Annotated in this window: 15 protein-coding genes; 10 read left to right on the top strand and 5 right to left on the bottom strand. The window is 70.2% G+C overall.

The features are described 5' to 3' along the window. Positions 1–31: 31 nt before the first annotated feature. Entirely contained in the window at positions 32–790 is a 759-nt protein-coding gene (gene ppgK, locus ACFVXC_RS10685; protein WP_389903737.1) for a polyphosphate--glucose phosphotransferase, read from the bottom strand. A gap of 34 nt (positions 791–824) precedes the next feature. Further along, entirely contained in the window at positions 825–1808 is a 984-nt protein-coding gene (locus ACFVXC_RS10690) for a 4-hydroxy-3-methylbut-2-enyl diphosphate reductase (protein WP_389903739.1), read from the bottom strand. An 84-nt stretch (positions 1809–1892) separates the two neighbouring features. Between ACFVXC_RS10690 and ACFVXC_RS10695 the strand changes: the two genes are divergently transcribed. The 4 genes from ACFVXC_RS10695 to ACFVXC_RS10710 all read left to right on the top strand — a co-directional run bounded on the left by ACFVXC_RS10695 (position 1893) and on the right by ACFVXC_RS10710 (position 6156). After that, positions 1893–3302 (top strand): APC family permease, encoded by a 1410-nt coding sequence (locus ACFVXC_RS10695; RefSeq protein WP_389903741.1) that lies wholly within the window; start codon positions 1893–1895, stop codon positions 3300–3302. A 401-nt stretch (positions 3303–3703) separates the two neighbouring features. Beyond that, complete coding sequence (xseA, locus tag ACFVXC_RS10700) at positions 3704–4969, top strand: exodeoxyribonuclease VII large subunit (protein ID WP_389903744.1); 1266 nt, start codon at positions 3704–3706, stop codon at positions 4967–4969. Between the two features lie 110 nt (positions 4970–5079). Then, positions 5080–5340, top strand: a complete 261-nt coding sequence (locus ACFVXC_RS10705) for an exodeoxyribonuclease VII small subunit (RefSeq protein WP_389903746.1) — start codon at positions 5080–5082, stop codon at positions 5338–5340. A gap of 225 nt (positions 5341–5565) precedes the next feature. After that, positions 5566–6156, top strand: coding sequence for a malonic semialdehyde reductase (locus ACFVXC_RS10710; protein WP_389903748.1), 591 nt, complete (start codon positions 5566–5568; stop codon positions 6154–6156). 91 nt (positions 6157–6247) lie between these two features. Here the strand turns inward: ACFVXC_RS10710 and ACFVXC_RS10715 are convergent, their stop codons facing one another. Further along, the gene (locus ACFVXC_RS10715) at positions 6248–6766 is read right to left on the bottom strand and encodes a DUF4245 domain-containing protein (RefSeq protein WP_389903749.1); all 519 of its coding nucleotides are present in this window, start codon (positions 6764–6766) and stop codon (positions 6248–6250) included. Between the two features lie 215 nt (positions 6767–6981). Here ACFVXC_RS10715 and glpX point away from each other — a divergent pair, with 215 nt between their 5' ends. After that, positions 6982–8013: a class II fructose-bisphosphatase gene (gene glpX / locus ACFVXC_RS10720; RefSeq protein WP_389903751.1), complete on the top strand. Its 1032-nt coding sequence runs from the start codon at positions 6982–6984 to the stop codon at positions 8011–8013. 117 nt (positions 8014–8130) lie between these two features. On the opposite strand, the gene ACFVXC_RS10725 is transcribed toward glpX, so the two are convergent. Together ACFVXC_RS10725 and ACFVXC_RS10730 are read right to left on the bottom strand one after the other, a co-directional pair. After that, complete coding sequence (locus ACFVXC_RS10725) at positions 8131–8511, bottom strand: WhiB family transcriptional regulator (RefSeq protein WP_389903753.1); 381 nt, start codon at positions 8509–8511, stop codon at positions 8131–8133. A gap of 191 nt (positions 8512–8702) precedes the next feature. Next, the gene (locus ACFVXC_RS10730; protein WP_389903755.1) at positions 8703–9383 is read right to left on the bottom strand and encodes a DUF1707 domain-containing protein; all 681 of its coding nucleotides are present in this window, start codon (positions 9381–9383) and stop codon (positions 8703–8705) included. Between the two features lie 159 nt (positions 9384–9542). Between ACFVXC_RS10730 and ACFVXC_RS10735 the strand changes: the two genes are divergently transcribed. From ACFVXC_RS10735 to ACFVXC_RS10755, 5 genes are all read left to right on the top strand, one after another. Then, a complete protein-coding gene (locus tag ACFVXC_RS10735) occupies positions 9543–11219 on the top strand; it encodes a fumarate hydratase (RefSeq protein ID WP_389903756.1) in 1677 nt (558 codons plus the stop codon). A gap of 120 nt (positions 11220–11339) precedes the next feature. Continuing rightward, positions 11340–12761, top strand: coding sequence for a class II fumarate hydratase (locus ACFVXC_RS10740; protein WP_389903758.1), 1422 nt, complete (start codon positions 11340–11342; stop codon positions 12759–12761). A 93-nt stretch (positions 12762–12854) separates the two neighbouring features. Further along, positions 12855–13541 (top strand): DUF402 domain-containing protein, encoded by a 687-nt coding sequence (locus ACFVXC_RS10745; protein WP_389903760.1) that lies wholly within the window; start codon positions 12855–12857, stop codon positions 13539–13541. A gap of 127 nt (positions 13542–13668) precedes the next feature. Continuing rightward, complete coding sequence (locus ACFVXC_RS10750) at positions 13669–14361, top strand: class I SAM-dependent methyltransferase (RefSeq protein ID WP_389903762.1); 693 nt, start codon at positions 13669–13671, stop codon at positions 14359–14361. A 55-nt stretch (positions 14362–14416) separates the two neighbouring features. Continuing rightward, positions 14417–16522 (top strand): SpoIIE family protein phosphatase, encoded by a 2106-nt coding sequence (locus ACFVXC_RS10755; protein WP_389903763.1) that lies wholly within the window; start codon positions 14417–14419, stop codon positions 16520–16522. Positions 16523–16574: the final 52 nt, after the last annotated feature.

Raw genomic sequence — 16574 nt, forward strand, 5'->3', positions numbered from 1 at the left:
GGCGCAGGGTTGCTTTGGAGCGGCGGGCTTCCTACGCCGCCTCCGCCGCGGCTTCCGCCGCCGCCATCGCCGCGCCCACGATGCCCGCGTTGTTCTGCAGCTCCGCGGGGACGATCTCGGCCTTGATGTCCTTGATCAGCGGCAGGAACTTGTGGGACTTGCGGCTCACGCCGCCGCCGATGATGAACAGCTCCGGCGAGAACAGCATCTCCACGTGCGCCAGATACTTCTGGACGCGGTGCGCCCAGTGCTCCCAGGAGAGGTCCTCGTCCTCCTTGGCCTTGGACGAGGCGCGCTTCTCCGCGTCGTGGCCGTGCAGCTCCAGATGGCCGAGCTCGGTGTTCGGGACGAGGTGTCCGCCGGTGAACAGGGCGCTGCCGATGCCGGTGCCGAGGGTGAGCAGGATGACCGTGCCCTTGTGGCCGCGGCCCGCGCCGAAGTGCATCTCGGCGACGCCCGCCGCGTCCGCGTCGTTCAGGACGGTGACGGGGGCGTCGCCGCCGAGCCGGTCCGCGACCAGCTTCTGGATGTCTGTGCCGATCCAGCTCTTGTCGACGTTGGCCGCCGTGCGCGCCGTGCCGCCGGTGATCACGCCGGGGAACGTGGCGCCCACGGGGCCTTTCCATTCGAAGTGCTCGATGACCTCGCGCACCTTGTCGGCCACGCCGTCGGGCGTGGCCGGGTGCGGGGTCAGCACCTTGTGCCGCTCTTGTGCCAGGTCTCCCCGGTCCAGATCAACGGGAGCACCCTTGATCCCGGATCCGCCGATGTCCACGCCGAAGATCTGCATGGGCCCACGGTACGGCCAGTGTCCGACGCCCGCGTTACTTCCAGGACAGCTCGGCGGCCTCGGCGCGCAGATCGCGGCGGAGCTCCTTGGGCAGCGAGAAGGTGATCGACTCGTCGGCCGTCTTCACCGTCTCCACGTCCCCGTAGCCCCGCTCGGACAGCCACTCGATGACACCGTCCACCAGGACGTCCGGAACGGAGGCGCCCGAGGTGAGGCCGACCGTGGTCACGCCCTCGAGCCACGCCTCGTCGATCTCCTCGGCGTTGTCGACGAGGTGCGACGCGGGTGCGCCCGCGTCGAGGGCGACCTCGACCATGCGGATCGAGTTCGAGGAGTTCTTGGAACCGACGACGATGACGAGCTCGGCGTCCTCCGCCAGCTTCTTCACCGCGATCTGGCGGTTCTGCGTCGCGTAGCAGATGTCGTCGCTCGGAGGGGAGATCAGGCCCGGGAACTTGGTCTTGAGGGCGTCGACCGTCTCCATGGTCTCGTCGACCGAGAGCGTGGTCTGGGAGAGCCAGACGACCCTGTCCGGGTCCCGGACCTCGACGTTCGCGACGTCATCGGGGCCGTCGACGAGCGTGATGTGGTCGGGCGCCTCACCGGACGTGCCGATGACTTCCTCGTGACCCTCGTGGCCGATCAGGAGGATGTCGAAGTCGTCCTTCGCGTACCGGACGGCTTCCTTGTGGACCTTCGTGACCAGGGGGCACGTCGCGTCGATCGTCGCGAGTTTCCGCTCGGCGGCCTCGGCGTGGACCGTCGGCGCCACGCCGTGCGCGGAGAACATGACGATGGAGCCCTCGGGGACCTCGTCCGTCTGGTCGACGAAGATCGCCCCCTTCTTCTCGAGGGTCTGCACCACGTACTTGTTGTGAACGATCTCGTGGCGGACATAGATCGGAGACCCGTACTGCTCAAGGGCCTTCTCGACGGCGATCACGGCACGGTCCACACCCGCGCAGTAGCCGCGGGGGGCGGCGAGCAGGACTCGGCGGGCAGGAGTCGAAGCAGTCATGCCCCCATCGTAAGGCCGAGCCCAGCGCGTCAAAGATCGCCTTCTTGGGGAGACTGGAGGCCTGCGTTCACTTACGGAGGCACGATGTCCGGTTACTCCGACAACTCAGACTCAGGCACGACGGCCAGTGGCGCCCACCCCGGCGCCGCCGACGGAGCCGACGGAGCCGACGGCCTTCGCCGCAGTCTCGGCTTCCCTGATCTTGTCGTCTACGGATTGCTGTTCATCGCCCCGATGGCGCCGGTCGGAGTCTTCGGAACGCTCGACGCCAAGTCGCACGGCGCGGTGGCGCTCGTCTACATCATCGCCACGGTCGCGATGGCGTTCACCGCGTTCAGCTACGCCCAGATGGTGAGGGTCGTCCCCCAGGCGGGTTCCGTCTTCGCCTACGCCCGCGCGGGGCTCGGCAACGGACCCGGGTTCATCGCCGGGTGGATGGCGATGCTCGACTATCTCCTCATCCCCGCCGTCGCCTATCTCTTCTCCGGGATCGCGATGGAGGCCCTGGTGCCCTCCGTGTCCCGGTGGGTGTGGACGGCGATCGCGGTCCTGGTGACGACCGCGCTGAACCTGTGGGGCGTACGGGCCGCGGCCCGGGTCGGGTTCCTGGTGCTCGCCATGGAGATCGTGGTTCTCCTGGTCTTCGTGGTGTCGGCGATCGTCGTCCTGGCGCGGGACGGGGCGCAGCGGGACTGGCTCTCGCCGCTGAGCGGTGACGGCTCGCAGGGCTCGTTCGCGCTGGCCGCCGTCGTGGGCGCGGTGTCGGTGGCGGTGCTCTCGTATCTGGGCTTCGACGCGATCGCCTCGTTCGCCGAGGAGGTGACGGGGGGCTCGGCGAAGGTGGCGCGGGCGGTGCTGTTCTGTCTGGCGCTCGCCGGTCTGCTGTTCATCGCCCAGACGTATCTGGGGGCGCTCCTGGAGCCGATGTCGTCGGCACAGCTGGCCGCCGAGCCGGGCAAGCAGGGGTCCGCTTTCTACGATGCCGTCGACTCGTCCGTCGGGGACTGGCTCCATGACCTGGTGGCCGTCAGCAAGGCGATCGGTGCGGCGTTCGCCGCGTTGGCCGGGCAGGCCGCGGCGGGGCGGCTGCTGTACGCCATGGCCCGTGACCGGCGGCTTCCCGGGGCCTTGTCGAAGACCGATTCGGGGACGCCGCGACTCGCGTTGCTGTGCGCGGCTGTCGTGACGCTGGTTGCCGCGGTGTGGGCGGCTCGGCGGGACGACGGGATGGATCACCTGGTTTCGGTGGTGAATGTCGGGGCGTTGACGGCGTTCGTGTTGCTGCACGCGAGCGTGGTGGGGTGGTTCGCGGTTCAGCGGCGCGGGGGTGTTGTGAGCTGGTGGCGGCATCTGCTGGTCCCCGCGCTGGGGGCGGCCATCACCATCGCTGTGATCGTGGAGGCCGCGGGGTCCGCGCAGGTGGTGGGGTTGATCTGGTTCGTCGTGGGGCTTGCGGTGCTGTTCGGGCAGCGGGCCCGTCGGGCGGAGTCCTAGACCCCCACTTCGCCCGGCGGCTTGCCCGGCGGGGGCCCCGGACCGCCACCCCGCCCGGCAGCCCACCCAACGCGGCCCCCGAACCGCCACTCCGCCCGGCAACCCGCCCAACGCGGCCCCCGAACCGCCACTCCGCCCGGCAGCTTGCCCAACGCGGCCCCCGAACCGCCACCCCGCCCGGCAGCTTGCCCAACGCGGACCCCGAACCGCCACCCCGCCCGGCAACCCGCCCAACGCGGACCCCGAACCGCCACTCCGCCCGGCAACCCGCCCAGCGGAGACCCCGGCCCGCCACCCCGCGGCGGATCTCCCCGCCGCCCATCCACCCGAGTCTCCGCGTCACATCCTGCGCGCGGGAACAGGAACCACGCCCTGTCGGACCCTGCCGATACGCTCGGCGCATGGCTTTGAACACGTCTGCTGATGCCCCGCTGCCCGTCGGCGAGGTGTCGCGGCTCATCGGTGGGTGGATCGACCGGCTCGGTGCCGTGTGGGTCGAGGGGCAGATCACCCAGCTGTCCCGCAGGCCCGGCGCCGGCGTGGTGTTCATGACGCTGCGCGACCCCTCGCACGACATCTCCGTCAGCGTCACCTGCTACCGCCAGGTGTTCGACGCCGTCGCGGACGTCGTCTCCGAGGGCGCCCGCGTCGTCGTCCACGCCAAGCCCGAGTGGTACGCGCCCCGGGGGCAGCTGTCCCTGCGTGCCGTCGAGATAAAGCCGGTCGGCGTCGGAGAGCTGCTCGCGCGGATCGAGCAGCTGAAGAAGAGCCTCGCCGGGGAGGGCCTGTTCGCGCCCGAGCGGAAGAAGGCGCTGCCCTTCCTGCCGCAGCTCATCGGGCTCGTCACCGGCCGCGCCTCCGCGGCGGAGCGCGACGTCCTTGAGAACGCCCGGCACCGCTGGCCCGCCGTCCGCTTCGAGGTGCGCAACGTCCCCGTCCAGGGCGTGCACGCCGTGCCGCAGGTCGTACAGGCCGTGAAGGAACTGGACGGGCTCGACGCCGTGGACGTGATCATCGTGGCGCGGGGCGGCGGCAGCGTGGAGGATCTGCTGCCGTTCTCGGACGAGCAGCTCGTGCGTGCCGTCGCCTCCTGCCGCACGCCCGTCGTCTCCGCGATCGGGCACGAGCCGGACAACCCCCTGCTCGATTACGTGGCCGACCTGCGCGCCTCCACCCCGACCGACGCCGCCAAGAAGGTCGTGCCGGACGTCGGCGAGGAGTACGAGCGCGTGCGCTGGCTGCGGGACCGGGCCCGGCGCTGCATGGACGCCTATCTCGACCGCGAGGACCGCGGCCTGGCGCACGCCCTCGCCCGCCCTTCCATGGAGAATCCGCACCGCATGATCGAGGAGCGCGAGGAGCAGGTCTCGGCGCTCGTCGACCGCAGCCGCCGCACGCTCGGGCACCTCCTGGACCGCGCCGAGTCGGAGCTGACGCACACCCACGCGCGCGTGGTGGGCCTCTCCCCCGCCGCGACGCTCCAGCGGGGTTACGCGGTATTGCAGAAGGCGGACGGCTCGGTGGTGCGGGCCGCGGAGGAGGTGACGGCCGACGAGGAGCTGCGGGCACGGGTCGCCGAGGGCGAATTCACCGTACGAGCCGCAGCCGTAGCCGAAGCCGCAGCCGAAGCCGCGGACACAACCGCGGACACAGAACCCCCTCGATAGCCGCACAGGACACGCAAGCCGTACGAACCGCACGAGCCGCACGAGCCGTACGAGCCGTACGAACCGTACGAGCCGCACGAGCCGTACGAACCGACATTTAGGGTGGGCGCATGACCAGCAAGACGGACGAGGCCACGAGCCCGGCGGACGCACTCGGCTACGAGCAGGCGCGTGACGAGCTCATCGAGGTCGTACGCCGCCTGGAGGCGGGCGGCACCACGCTGGAGGAGTCTCTCGCCCTGTGGGAGCGCGGCGAGGAGCTGGCGAAGGTGTGCCGCCGCTGGCTGGACGGCGCCCGCGCCCGCCTTGACGCGGCCCTGGCGGGGCCCGACGGGGACAGCGATCAGGGCGAGGACGACAGCGACGCCTGAGGCGGGGCGGCCCGGGGCCCGGGGGCTCGGAGACCCGGAGACCCGGAGGCCCGGGGCCCGGAGGCCCGGGGCTCGGGCCTCTCGCGCGACCTGGACCTGATGTGCTGTGAAGCGGATCACCAAGCGGCCGATTTGGTTGAAACTTAAACCGCAACGTCGTACCGTCGATCTCACAAGCTGATCCACCAGCTGACCCACGCACGTACGCATCGAGAAGGTTGATCCATGTCTCTCGTCCTTGACCCCGCCGCACAGGACCTGCTCTTCCGCGAGGCCCGCACCGCGAACTCCTTCACCGATGAGCCGGTCACCGAAGAGCAGGTCCAGGCGATCTACGACCTGGTCAAGTTCGGCCCGACCGCCTTCAACCTGTCGTCGCTGCGCATCACCCTGGTCCGCTCCCCCGAGGCCCGCGAGCGCCTGGTCAAGCACATGGCCGAGGGCAACCAGCCGAAGACCGCGTCCGCCCCGCTCGTCGCGATCCTCTCCGCGGACAACGAGTTCCACGAGGAGCTGCCGGCCCTGTTCCCGCACTTCCCGCAGGCCAAGGACGTGTTCTTCTCCGAGCGTCCCGCCCGCGAAGGCGCCGCGCAGCTCAACGCCGCACTGCAGGCCGCCTACTTCATCATCGGCGTGCGCGCCGCCGGCCTGGCCGCGGGCCCGATGACCGGCTTCGACGCCGCTGGTGTCCAGAAGGAGTTCCTGGATGGCGACCACACCCCGCTGATGGTCGTCAACATCGGCAAGCCGGCCGAGAACGCCTGGTTCCCGCGCTCCCCGCGCCTTGAGTTCGACCAGGTCATCGAGACCGTCTGACCGTCTGAAGCTCAGCAGGACAAGCAGTACGAGTGAGGGCCCCTGGAATTCGCCACAATTCCAGGGGCCCTCACTCGTACCGCTCGAAGCGTCAGGACGTCTTCAGTGCCTGCGCCATCTCCGCCAGTTGGCCGAACGGCGCCGTGCCCGCGACCACCGTCGTCGCGCCCTTGTCCTCGCGCACCAGGGCGTCGTACGTCTGCCCCTCGTAGCGGCGCCAGGTCTCGCCACCGATCTGCTCGGTGGTCTTCGTCCGCACGGCCCGCTGCGTGGCCTCTTCGATGAACTTGACCGGCTTCGCCGTGGACTGCTTCAGCACGACGTACTCACCGGACGGGTCGAGGAAGCCCAGGTGCCAGCTGTCGCCCTTGGAGCCGTCGAACCGCACCGACGTCGGCTTCCACGCCTTGGCCAGGCCCTCGGGGGCGGCCACCGGGTAGGCCGCCGCCCGTCGCGCGCTCAGCAGCTCGACTCTGTAGTCGACGCGCCTGACGGGGCTCTTGGAGTCGTCGTGCGGGATGAAGACGTACATCGCACCGGCCACGAGGACGATCACCGCCATCGACCACAGCATGTTCCGTACGGTCTGCTTGCCTTGTCTGCCTGCCACGCCCCCATGTTCTCAGGCGCCGGACGCGGCTCTTCCCCCGGTGTTGCCAAAGTGCCCGATCCGCTCATGCGTGGGGCCCTCTGCTCATTTTGTCGGCCTGCCGATAGAGTCGTGGCACACCCTCGTCCGGCCGCCCTCCCGTCTGCCACCACCGCCCTTCCAAGGACGCCCTGCGGGCGCGCCACTTTTTTGTATCAGCAGAAAGGTGCTCTCCGATGACCGAGCATCATCTCCCTTCCGAGCTCGAAGTCTCTCCCGAGGCTCCCGACCGCAACCTCGCCCTGGAGCTCGTCCGGGTCACCGAGGCGGCCGCCATGGCCGCGGGCCGCTGGGTCGGCCGCGGCGACAAGATCGGCGCCGACGGCGCCGCCGTCAGGGCCATGCGGACCCTCGTCTCCACCGTCTCGATGAACGGCATCGTCGTCATCGGTGAGGGCGAGAAGGACGAGGCCCCGATGCTCTTCAACGGAGAGCGGATCGGCGACAGCACCGGCGCGGAGGTCGACATCGCCGTCGACCCGATCGACGGCACGACCCTCTGCGCGAAGGGGATGCCGAACGCCATCGCCGTGCTCGCCGCCGCCGACCGCGGCGCCATGTTCGACCCGTCCGCGGTCTTCTACATGGACAAGCTGGTCACCGGCCCGGAGGCCGCGGACTACGTGGACATCAACGCCCCGGCCTCCGTCAACATCCGCCGCGTCGCCAAGGCCAAGGGCCGTTCGCCCGAGGACGTGACGGTCATGATCCTCGACCGCCCCCGTCACGAGGGCACCGTCAAGGAGATCCGCGAGACCGGCGCGCGCATCAAGTTCATCTCGGACGGCGACGTCGCCGGTTCGATCATGGCCGTGCGCGAAGGCACCGGCGTCGACATGCTCATGGGCATCGGCGGCACCCCCGAAGGCATCATCTCGGCCTGCGCGATCAAGTGCCTCGGCGGTGTGATCCAGGGCAAGCTGTGGCCGAAGGACGACGCCGAGCGCCAGCGCGCGCTCGACGCGGGGCACGACCTGGACCGCACGCTCTCCACGACCGATCTGGTCCGCGGGGACAACGTCTTCTTCGTCGCGACCGGCATCACGGACGGCGAACTGCTCCAGGGCGTGCGCTACGCCGCGGAGACGGCCTCGACCTCGTCCCTCGTCATGCGCTCCAAGTCGGGCACGATCCGCAAGATCGACTCGGACCACCGGCTCAAGAAGCTGCGCGCGTACAGCGCCATCGACTTCGACCGCGCCAAGTAGGACGTCCGGCACGAAGCGCGTTGTCGTACGCCGGAGGGGGCGCCCCGTGCGGGGGTCGCCCCCTCCGGCGTACGCAAGGCGCTTAGCAAGAACGCGCGTACGACAACGCGCGAACCGCTATCCGGCGGCGGCGATCGGTCCCACGGTCGTGTGCGCGGCCTTCTTGAGCTCCACCTCGCGCCGGCGCCGCCTGGCGAGCACCACGCGGCGCTCGGCGGCCGTGAGACCGCCCCAGACTCCGTACGGCTCGGGCTGGAGCAAGGCGTGCTCACGGCACTCGACCATCACGGGACAGCCGCCACAGACACGCTTCGCGGCTTCCTCCCGGGACAGGCGTGAGGCGGTCGGCTCCTTGGACGGGGCGAAGAACAGCCCGGCCTCGTCTCGTCGGCACACCGCCTCGGTGTGCCATGGAGCGTCTTGGTTCCGATCGCGCACTGGTTCCCGCTGGGCCGGAACGGCGGCGACCTGCAGGGACTGATGCGACGGCTGCAGCACGGGTCTACTCCTGACGACGGCTTCGCGAGCGAGAGACGATGCAGCAAGCTCTACCCGCTGTGCACACGCCTATGCACTGAGTTCCGATGTACGGAAGTTCGCGCCATCAGTGGCGGGACGCGCCTCTCGATTCCACGGCCGAATGCGCCCCCTGAGTGCGCCCCTCGGCTCGGAGACCGAGCAGTGGACGATCAGTGACCGAGATGCTTGCGCAGCTGCTTGTGCAGGTCCCGGACGAGCTTTCCCCGCTTGGGCTTCGCCTCGATGTTGCCCAGGACCGCGTAGCCGTCGACGAAGACCACCGGGGCGTCCCGCTCGGCCGAATCGAGCATGTCCACCTCGAAGTTGCCGAGCACGCCGGTGCCGCTGCCGCGCAGCGAGACGTTCTCCGGGACGCGGATCTCCACGTTGCCGAAGACGGAGATCGCCTTGATGACGACCTGCTGCTGCTCGAAGATGGCCTCGCTGAGGTCGATCTCCACGTTGCCGAAGATCGCGTACGCGTGCGTGCGGCGGCCCACGCGCCAGCGGCCCTTGCGGACGGAGCTGCTGAAGACCGCGACCAGGTTCTCGTCGGCGACCGGGGGCACCACGCCGTCCGAAGGGCGGGAGGGTGCGGGCTCGGGCGCCGCTGTCGTGCGGGCCGCGCCGCTCGCCGCGGGCAAGTCGCTGACCAGCGGCTCCAATTCGCCCATGGTCTTGGCGCGATAGACCCCGTCGATCCGCTCGCTGTGCTCCTCGGCGGTCAGACGGCCCTCGGCGAGGGCCTCACGGAGGATGTCGGCCGTGCGGTCCCGGTCGGCGTCCGACGCGCGCAGGCCTGCGCGCGTCGGTTCCGGGTGGGTCTGCTGAGGGCGCTTTTCTAGGTCCACACCACGCAGCGTACCCAAACGCGATAGATCGCGACTACCCCCCGGCCCGCCCTACTGAGCCTTACCTCACAGGCCCGGTCCGCTTCGCGCGTTCTACGCTGGTTGGCGCGTCGCCAATGGAGGCCGCGCCGCCGTCTGCCGAGTGAGGAATGGCCGTAAATGCCAGAGTTCGAGTACTCCGATCTGCTCCCCCTGGGAGAGGACACCACGCCGTACCGGCTGGTGACCTCCGAGGGCGTCTCCACTTTCGAGGCCGACGGGCGGACGTTCCTCAAGGTCGCCCCAGAGGCGCTGCGCACCCTCGCCGCCGAGGCGATCCACGACATCCAGCACTATCTGCGCCCCGCGCACCTGGCCCAGCTGCGGCGCATCGTCGACGACCCGGAGGCCTCGGGCAACGACAAGTTCGTGGCGCTCGACCTCCTGAAGAACGCGAACATCGCGGCCGCGGGCGTGCTCCCCATGTGCCAGGACACCGGCACGGCCATCGTCATGGGCAAGCGCGGACAGCACGTCCTCACCGAAGGCGAGGACGAGAAGGCGCTCTCGCACGGCATCTACGACGCGTACACGAAGCTGAACCTGCGATACTCCCAGATGGCCCCGCTGAACATGTGGGAGGAGAAGAACACCGGCTCCAACCTCCCGGCCCAGGTCGAGCTGTACGCGACCGACGGCGGCGCCTACAAGTTCCTCTTCATGGCCAAGGGCGGCGGCTCCGCCAACAAGTCGTTCCTCTACCAGGAGACGAAGGCCGTCCTGAACGAGGCCTCCATGATGAAGTTCCTGGAGGAGAAGATCCGCTCCCTGGGCACGTCCGCCTGCCCGCCGTACCACCTGGCGATCGTCGTCGGCGGCACCAGCGCCGAGTTCGCCCTGAAGACCGCGAAGTACGCCTCGGCGCACTACCTGGACGAGCTGCCCGCTTCAGGTTCCCCGACCGGGCACGGCTTCCGCGACCAGGGTCTTGAGGAGAAGGTCTTCGAGCTGACGCAGAAGATCGGCATCGGCGCGCAGTTCGGCGGCAAGTACTTCTGCCACGACGTCCGCGTGGTGCGCCTGCCGCGCCACGGCGCCTCGCTGCCCGTCGCGATCGCCGTCTCCTGCTCGGCCGACCGCCAGGCCACCGCGAAGATCACCGCCGAGGGCGTCTTCCTCGAGCAGCTGGAGAGGGACCCGGCGCGCTTCCTGCCGGACACGACGGACGAGACCCTCGACGAGGACGCCGCGGCATCTGACGTCGTCAAGATCGACCTCAACCAGCCCATGGACGCGATCCTCGCCGAGCTCACCAAGCACCCGGTGAAGACCCGCCTCTCGCTCAACGGCCCCCTTGTCGTGGCCCGCGACATCGCGCACGCCAAGATCAAGGAGCGGCTCGACGCGGGCGAGGAGATGCCGCAGTACCTGAAGGACCACCCGGTCTACTACGCGGGCCCCGCCAAGACCCCCGAGGGCTACGCCTCCGGCTCCTTCGGCCCGACGACCGCGGGCAGGATGGACTCCTACGTGGAGCAGTTCCAGGCGGCGGGCGGCTCGAAGGTCATGCTCGCCAAGGGCAACCGCTCCAAACAGGTCACCGACGCCTGCGACGCGCACGGCGGCTTCTACCTGGGCTCGATCGGCGGCCCGGCCGCGCGCCTCGCCCAGGACTGCATCAAGAAGGTCGAGGTCGTCGAGTACGAGGAGCTCGGCATGGAAGCCGTGTGGAAGATCGAGGTCGAGGACTTCCCGGCCTTCATCGTGGTCGACGACAAGGGCAACGACTTCTTCCAGAACCCGGCTCCGGAGCCGACGTTCACGCACATCCCGGTCCGCGGACCGGGCCTGGCGTAGCGGGCGCGGGAGCCCCCTGCGCGCAGGGGGCTCCTCCGTCTGTCGTGCGCAGGGGGCTCCTCCGTCGTGCGCGGAGGGCTCCTCCGTGTCGTCGGGCGGACCCTGGAGTAGGTTCGAGGCATGACCAGCGACGCCAGCGCGAGCACCAACGGTGAGTACCGGATCGAGCACGACTCCATGGGCGAGGTACGGGTCCCCGCGCACGCGAAATGGCGGGCTCAGACGCAGCGGGCGGTGGAGAACTTCCCCATCTCCGGGCAGCGCATCGAGCGCGCGCACATCGCCGCGCTCGCCCGGATCAAGGCGGCGGCCGCGAAGGTCAACGCGGATCTCGGGGTGCTCGACAAGGACGTGGCGGAGGCGATCGCCGACGCGGCGGGCGAGGTCGTCGAAGGACGCTGGGACGAGCACTTCCCCGTGGACGTCTTCCAGACGGGCTCCGGCACGTCGTCCAACATGAACACGAACGAAGTGCTCGCGACGCTGGCCACGGAACGTCTTGGCCGCGACGTCCACCCGAACGACCACGTGAACGCCTCCCAGTCGTCGAACGACGTCTTCCCCTCCTCGATCCACATCGCGGCCACGGGCGCCGTGACACAGGACCTGATCCCCGCGCTCGAACATCTGGCGACCGCCCTGGAGCGCAAGTCGGAGGAGTTCGCCGACGTCGTGAAGTCCGGGCGTACGCATCTGATGGACGCGACGCCCGTCACGCTCGGCCAGGAGTTCGGCGGATACGCGGCACAGGTGCGCTACGGCGTCGAACGGCTCAAGGCCTCGCTGCCGCGCCTCGCCGAACTGCCGCTCGGCGGTACGGCGGTGGGCACCGGGATCAACACCCCGCCCGGGTTCTCGGCGGCCGTGATCGACGAGGTGGCGCGGGCCACGGGCCTCGCGCTGACCGAGGCACGCGACCACTTCGAGGCCCAGGGCGCGCGGGACGGCATCGTCGAGACCAGCGGGCAGCTGCGGACGATCGGCGTCGGCCTCACGAAGATCGCCAACGATCTGCGCTGGATGGCCTCGGGACCGCGGACTGGGCTCGCCGAGATCAACCTGCCCGATCTGCAGCCCGGTTCCTCGATCATGCCGGGAAAGGTGAACCCGGTCATTCCGGAGGCGGCGCTGATGGTCGCCGCGCAAGTCACCGGCAATGACGCGACGGTCGCCGCCGCGGGCGCCGCGGGGAACTTCGAACTGAACGTGATGCTGCCGGTCATCGCCAAGAACGTCCTGGAGTCCGTTCGGCTCCTCGCCAATGTCTCGCGGCTCCTCGCCGACAGGACGGTGGACGGAATCACCGCCAATGCCGAGCGGGCCCGTGAGTACGCCGAGTCCTCGCCCTCCGTCGTCACTCCGCTGAACAAGTACATCGGGTACGAGGAGGCGGCGAAGGTCGCCAAGAAGTCGCTGGCCGACCGGAAGACCATCCGGGAGGTCGTGCTCGAAGGCGGGTACGTCGAGCGGGGCGACCTCACGCTGACACAGCTCGACGAGGCGTTGGACGTGCTGCGGATGACGCGTCCGGAAGGGCAATGACGCGTCCGTGGGGCAAACACGGCCGTAGGGCGATTTCCTTTACGCACGGGCAGGTTCTGAGGAACCTGCCCGTGCGCCTACTAATATCTCTGCATGACAGACCTCACCACGCCGCCAACGACGAGCAGCGAAGCAGCACGCTGGGCCCCCGGCTCCCATGTGCTGTGGCGGTACAAGGAGAACGCCGGGAACGGAATTCACATCTGCCGGCCCGTCACCGTCGTGCAGGACACCGAAGAGCTCTTCGCCGCGTGGATGGCCCCCGGAACGGAATGCGTGAAACCCGTCATCGCCGACGGCACTCCCGTTCACCACGAGCCCCTCGCCACCCGCTACACCAGACCCCGCGCCCTGCGCAGGGACCACTGGTTCGGCACCGGCGTACTGAAGTTGGCCCGGCCCGCCGAGCCGTGGTCGGTGTGGCTGTTCTGGGACCCGGGATGGCAGTTCAAGAACTGGTACGTGAATCTGGAGGAGCCGCGCAGCCGGTGGGCCGGAGGCATCGATTCCGAGGATCACTTTCTGGACATCTCCGTGCGGCCGGACCGGACCTGGCAGTGGCACGACGAGGACGAGTTCGTCCAGGCTCAGCGGGCCGGCCTCATGGAACCGGGAAAAGCGCGTGACGTACGGGCCGCCGGGCATGCGGCCATCGAGGTGATCCGTTCCTGGGGGCAGCCTTTTTCGGACAACTGGCAGCGCTGGCGCCCCGATCCGGACTGGACGATTCCACTCCTTCCGGATGACTGGGACCGCACGCCTTCACATGTGACGTCATGAGACCCTTGATGCGCCCCCATGGTTCAAACGTAGGATCGTCCTCCGCAAGGGCGCACAGCAGCAACTCAGCAGCAACTCCCTGAGCTTGCGCGTTGCCTGACAGGATGTCATCGAGGGGCGGCAGAACGTGAGCGAGGCGAGCGAGGTCGACGGTTACGGCGGGCCACCCGGCGTACCGGCCGACCGGAAGGGGCAGGCCGAAGCCTTCGACGCCATCGGACAGGACTACGACGACGCCTTCCCGCACAAGGACGGCCAGCTGGCCGCCGGGCGCAGGCTCGTCGACGCGCTGCCGCCCGGGTCGAGGGTTCTCGACGTGGGATGCGGCACCGGACTTCCGACCGCCCGTCAGCTCACCGACGCCGGGCACTTCGTCCTGGGCGTCGATCTCTCGTCCGGCATGCTCGATCTCGCCAGGAAGAACGTTCCGGCTGACAACGCCGAGTTCCGCATGCTCGACGTGGCGGCGCTGCGGGCCGAAGGGCCCGACGGGGTCGGCCGGTTCGACGGGATCACAGCTTTCTTCGCGCTCTTGATGCTGCCGCGCGCCGAGATCCCGTACGCTCTGCGGCTGCTGCACGGACTGCTGCGACCCGGTGGCCTGCTCGCGCTGTCCATGGTCGAGGCCGACCTGGACGACGCGAGAATTCCGTTCCTGGGTCACACAATCCGGGTATCCGGTTACCTGCGGGACGAACTGCGGCAGGTCGTACGTGACGCGGGCTTCGACATCATCGACGAGGAAACGTACTCCTACGCCCCGGCGAGTACCGGCGTACCACCCGAGCACCAGCTTTTCCTGCACTGCCGACGCGGCTGACCAAAGTAGCCACCGGACACCAAGGCGCAGCCCCGGACGGACGGATTCGAAACGCGTGACGGAGCATTCCATCCCCGACGAGGGCCGACAGCCCCGAGCTGCCCGGCCCGCAGCCCCCGCGGATCCCCGCGGGGCCCTTGCGCGCGCCCGAAAGACGCGGGACGCCCCGGGCACGGCCGCTTTCCCCGCACAGGCTCAGGCCCGGACGGGCGACCCGGCCGCAGGACCCAGCGACGAGCACTCCCAGTCGTCGGGCCCATCGGCCCAGCAGCCCGACCCGCACCGGCCGCGCCCCGCCCCCGAAGGCGTGCCCGCACGCCCGGGCCCCGATCCGGCGGCCGGACAGGGCGAAGGACAGGACATCCTCGACGGCGCCCCGGCGGGCGCCCCGGGCGGTGAGGAGCGGCGTACGGGACAACCACGGCCGCCGGGCTCAGGACCGGCGGCGATGCGACGCGACGGCGACCGGCTGCGCTTCGTGGGCGCCGCTACCCGGCGCATCGCCCGCGGCATCGACCTGGACGAGATCGTGATGGGCCTGTGCCGGGCCACGGTGCCGACGTTCTCCGACGCGATACTGGTCTACCTCCGCGACCCGCTGCCGGTCGGCGAGGAGCGGCCGAGCGGCACCCTCGTCCTGCGTCTGCGCCGTACCGACCGGCTGCGCTCGATCGAGGAGGGGGCGGAGGAGACCGACACCGACGGCGGCGCCCTGCCCGCCCTCCAGGTGCAGAGCGACCTCGTGACGACCGCCGAGCTGTGCGAGGTGAACCCCGGCGGCGCCCTCGCCGAGGTCCTGCGCGGCGTCCGCCCGGTCTTCGCCGACGGCCCCGCGGCCCGCGCCGCACTGCCCGAACTGCTCGGCGAGGGCCGCACCGCGCCGGCCGGGCAGCGGACGATCCTCGCCCCGCTGCGGGGCAGGCGCCGGGTGATCGGCGCCGCGGTGTTCCTGCGCCGCCCCGACCGGCCCGCGTTCGAGAACGACGACCTCCTGGTCGCCGCCCAGCTGGCCACGCACAGCGCGCTCGGCATCGACAAGGCCGTGCTCTACGGCCGCGAGGCGTACATCGCCGACGAGCTCCAGCGCACGATGCTCCCCGAGACGCTGCCGCGCCCGACCGGCGTCCGCCTGGCGTCCCGCTACCTCCCGGCCGCCGAGACCGCCCGCGTCGGCGGCGACTGGTACGACGCGATCCCGCTGCCCGGCAGCCGCGTCGCGCTCGTCGTGGGCGATGTCATGGGGCACTCCATGACCTCGGCCGCGATCATGGGCCAGCTGCGGACGACCGCGCAGACCCTGGCCGGGCTCGACCTGCCGCCCCAGGAGGTCCTGCACCACCTGGACGAGCAGGCCCAGCGGCTCGGCTCGGACCGGATGGCCACCTGCCTCTACGCGGTCTACGACCCGGTCGCCCACCGCATCACCATCGCCAACGCCGGCCACCCGCCGCCCGTCCTGCTGCACCTGGGAGGCCGTGCGGAGGTCCTGCGGGTGCCGCCGGGCGCCCCCATCGGCGTGGGCGGCGTCGACTTCGAGGCCGTGGAGCTGGACGCGCCCGCGGGCGCCACCCTGCTGCTGTACACGGACGGCCTGGTCGAGTCCCGGCTGCGTGACGTGTGGACGGGCATAGAGCAGCTGCGCGAGCGGCTCGCGGCGACCGCCCAGTTGACGGGACCGGACCATCCGCCGCCCCTGGAAGCCCTCTGCGACGACGTGCTCGACATGCTCGGCCCCGGCGACCGGGACGACGACATCGCGCTGCTCGCCGCCCGCTTCGACGGGATCGCGCCGAGCGACGTCGCGTACTGGTACCTGGAGCCGGAGGACGCCACGCCCGCCCGTGCCCGGCGCCTGGCCCGCAGCGCCCTGGAGCGCTGGGGCCTGCAGGAGCTGACCGACTCCCTGGAGCTCCTGGTCAGCGAGGTCGTGACGAACGCCGTACGGTACGCGTCCCGTCCGGTGACCCTGCGTCTGCTGCGCACGGACGTCCTGCGCTGCGAGGTCGGGGACGAGGTGCCGCAGCTTCCGCGGCTGAGACAGGCGCGGGCCACGGACGAGGGCGGACGCGGGCTCTATCTGGTGAACAAGCTGGCCCGGCGGTGGGGCGCGACGCGTCTGAGCACCGGCAAGGTGGTCTGGTTCGAGCTGAACCACAGCTGAGCCCGGAGCAGCGCTGAGAGCTGTTCACGGAGCAGCGCCCGGAGCAGTTCAC

It is taken from the genome of Streptomyces sp. NPDC058257, assembly GCF_042881845.1.
Classification (GTDB): Bacteria; Actinomycetota; Actinomycetes; order Streptomycetales; family Streptomycetaceae; genus Streptomyces.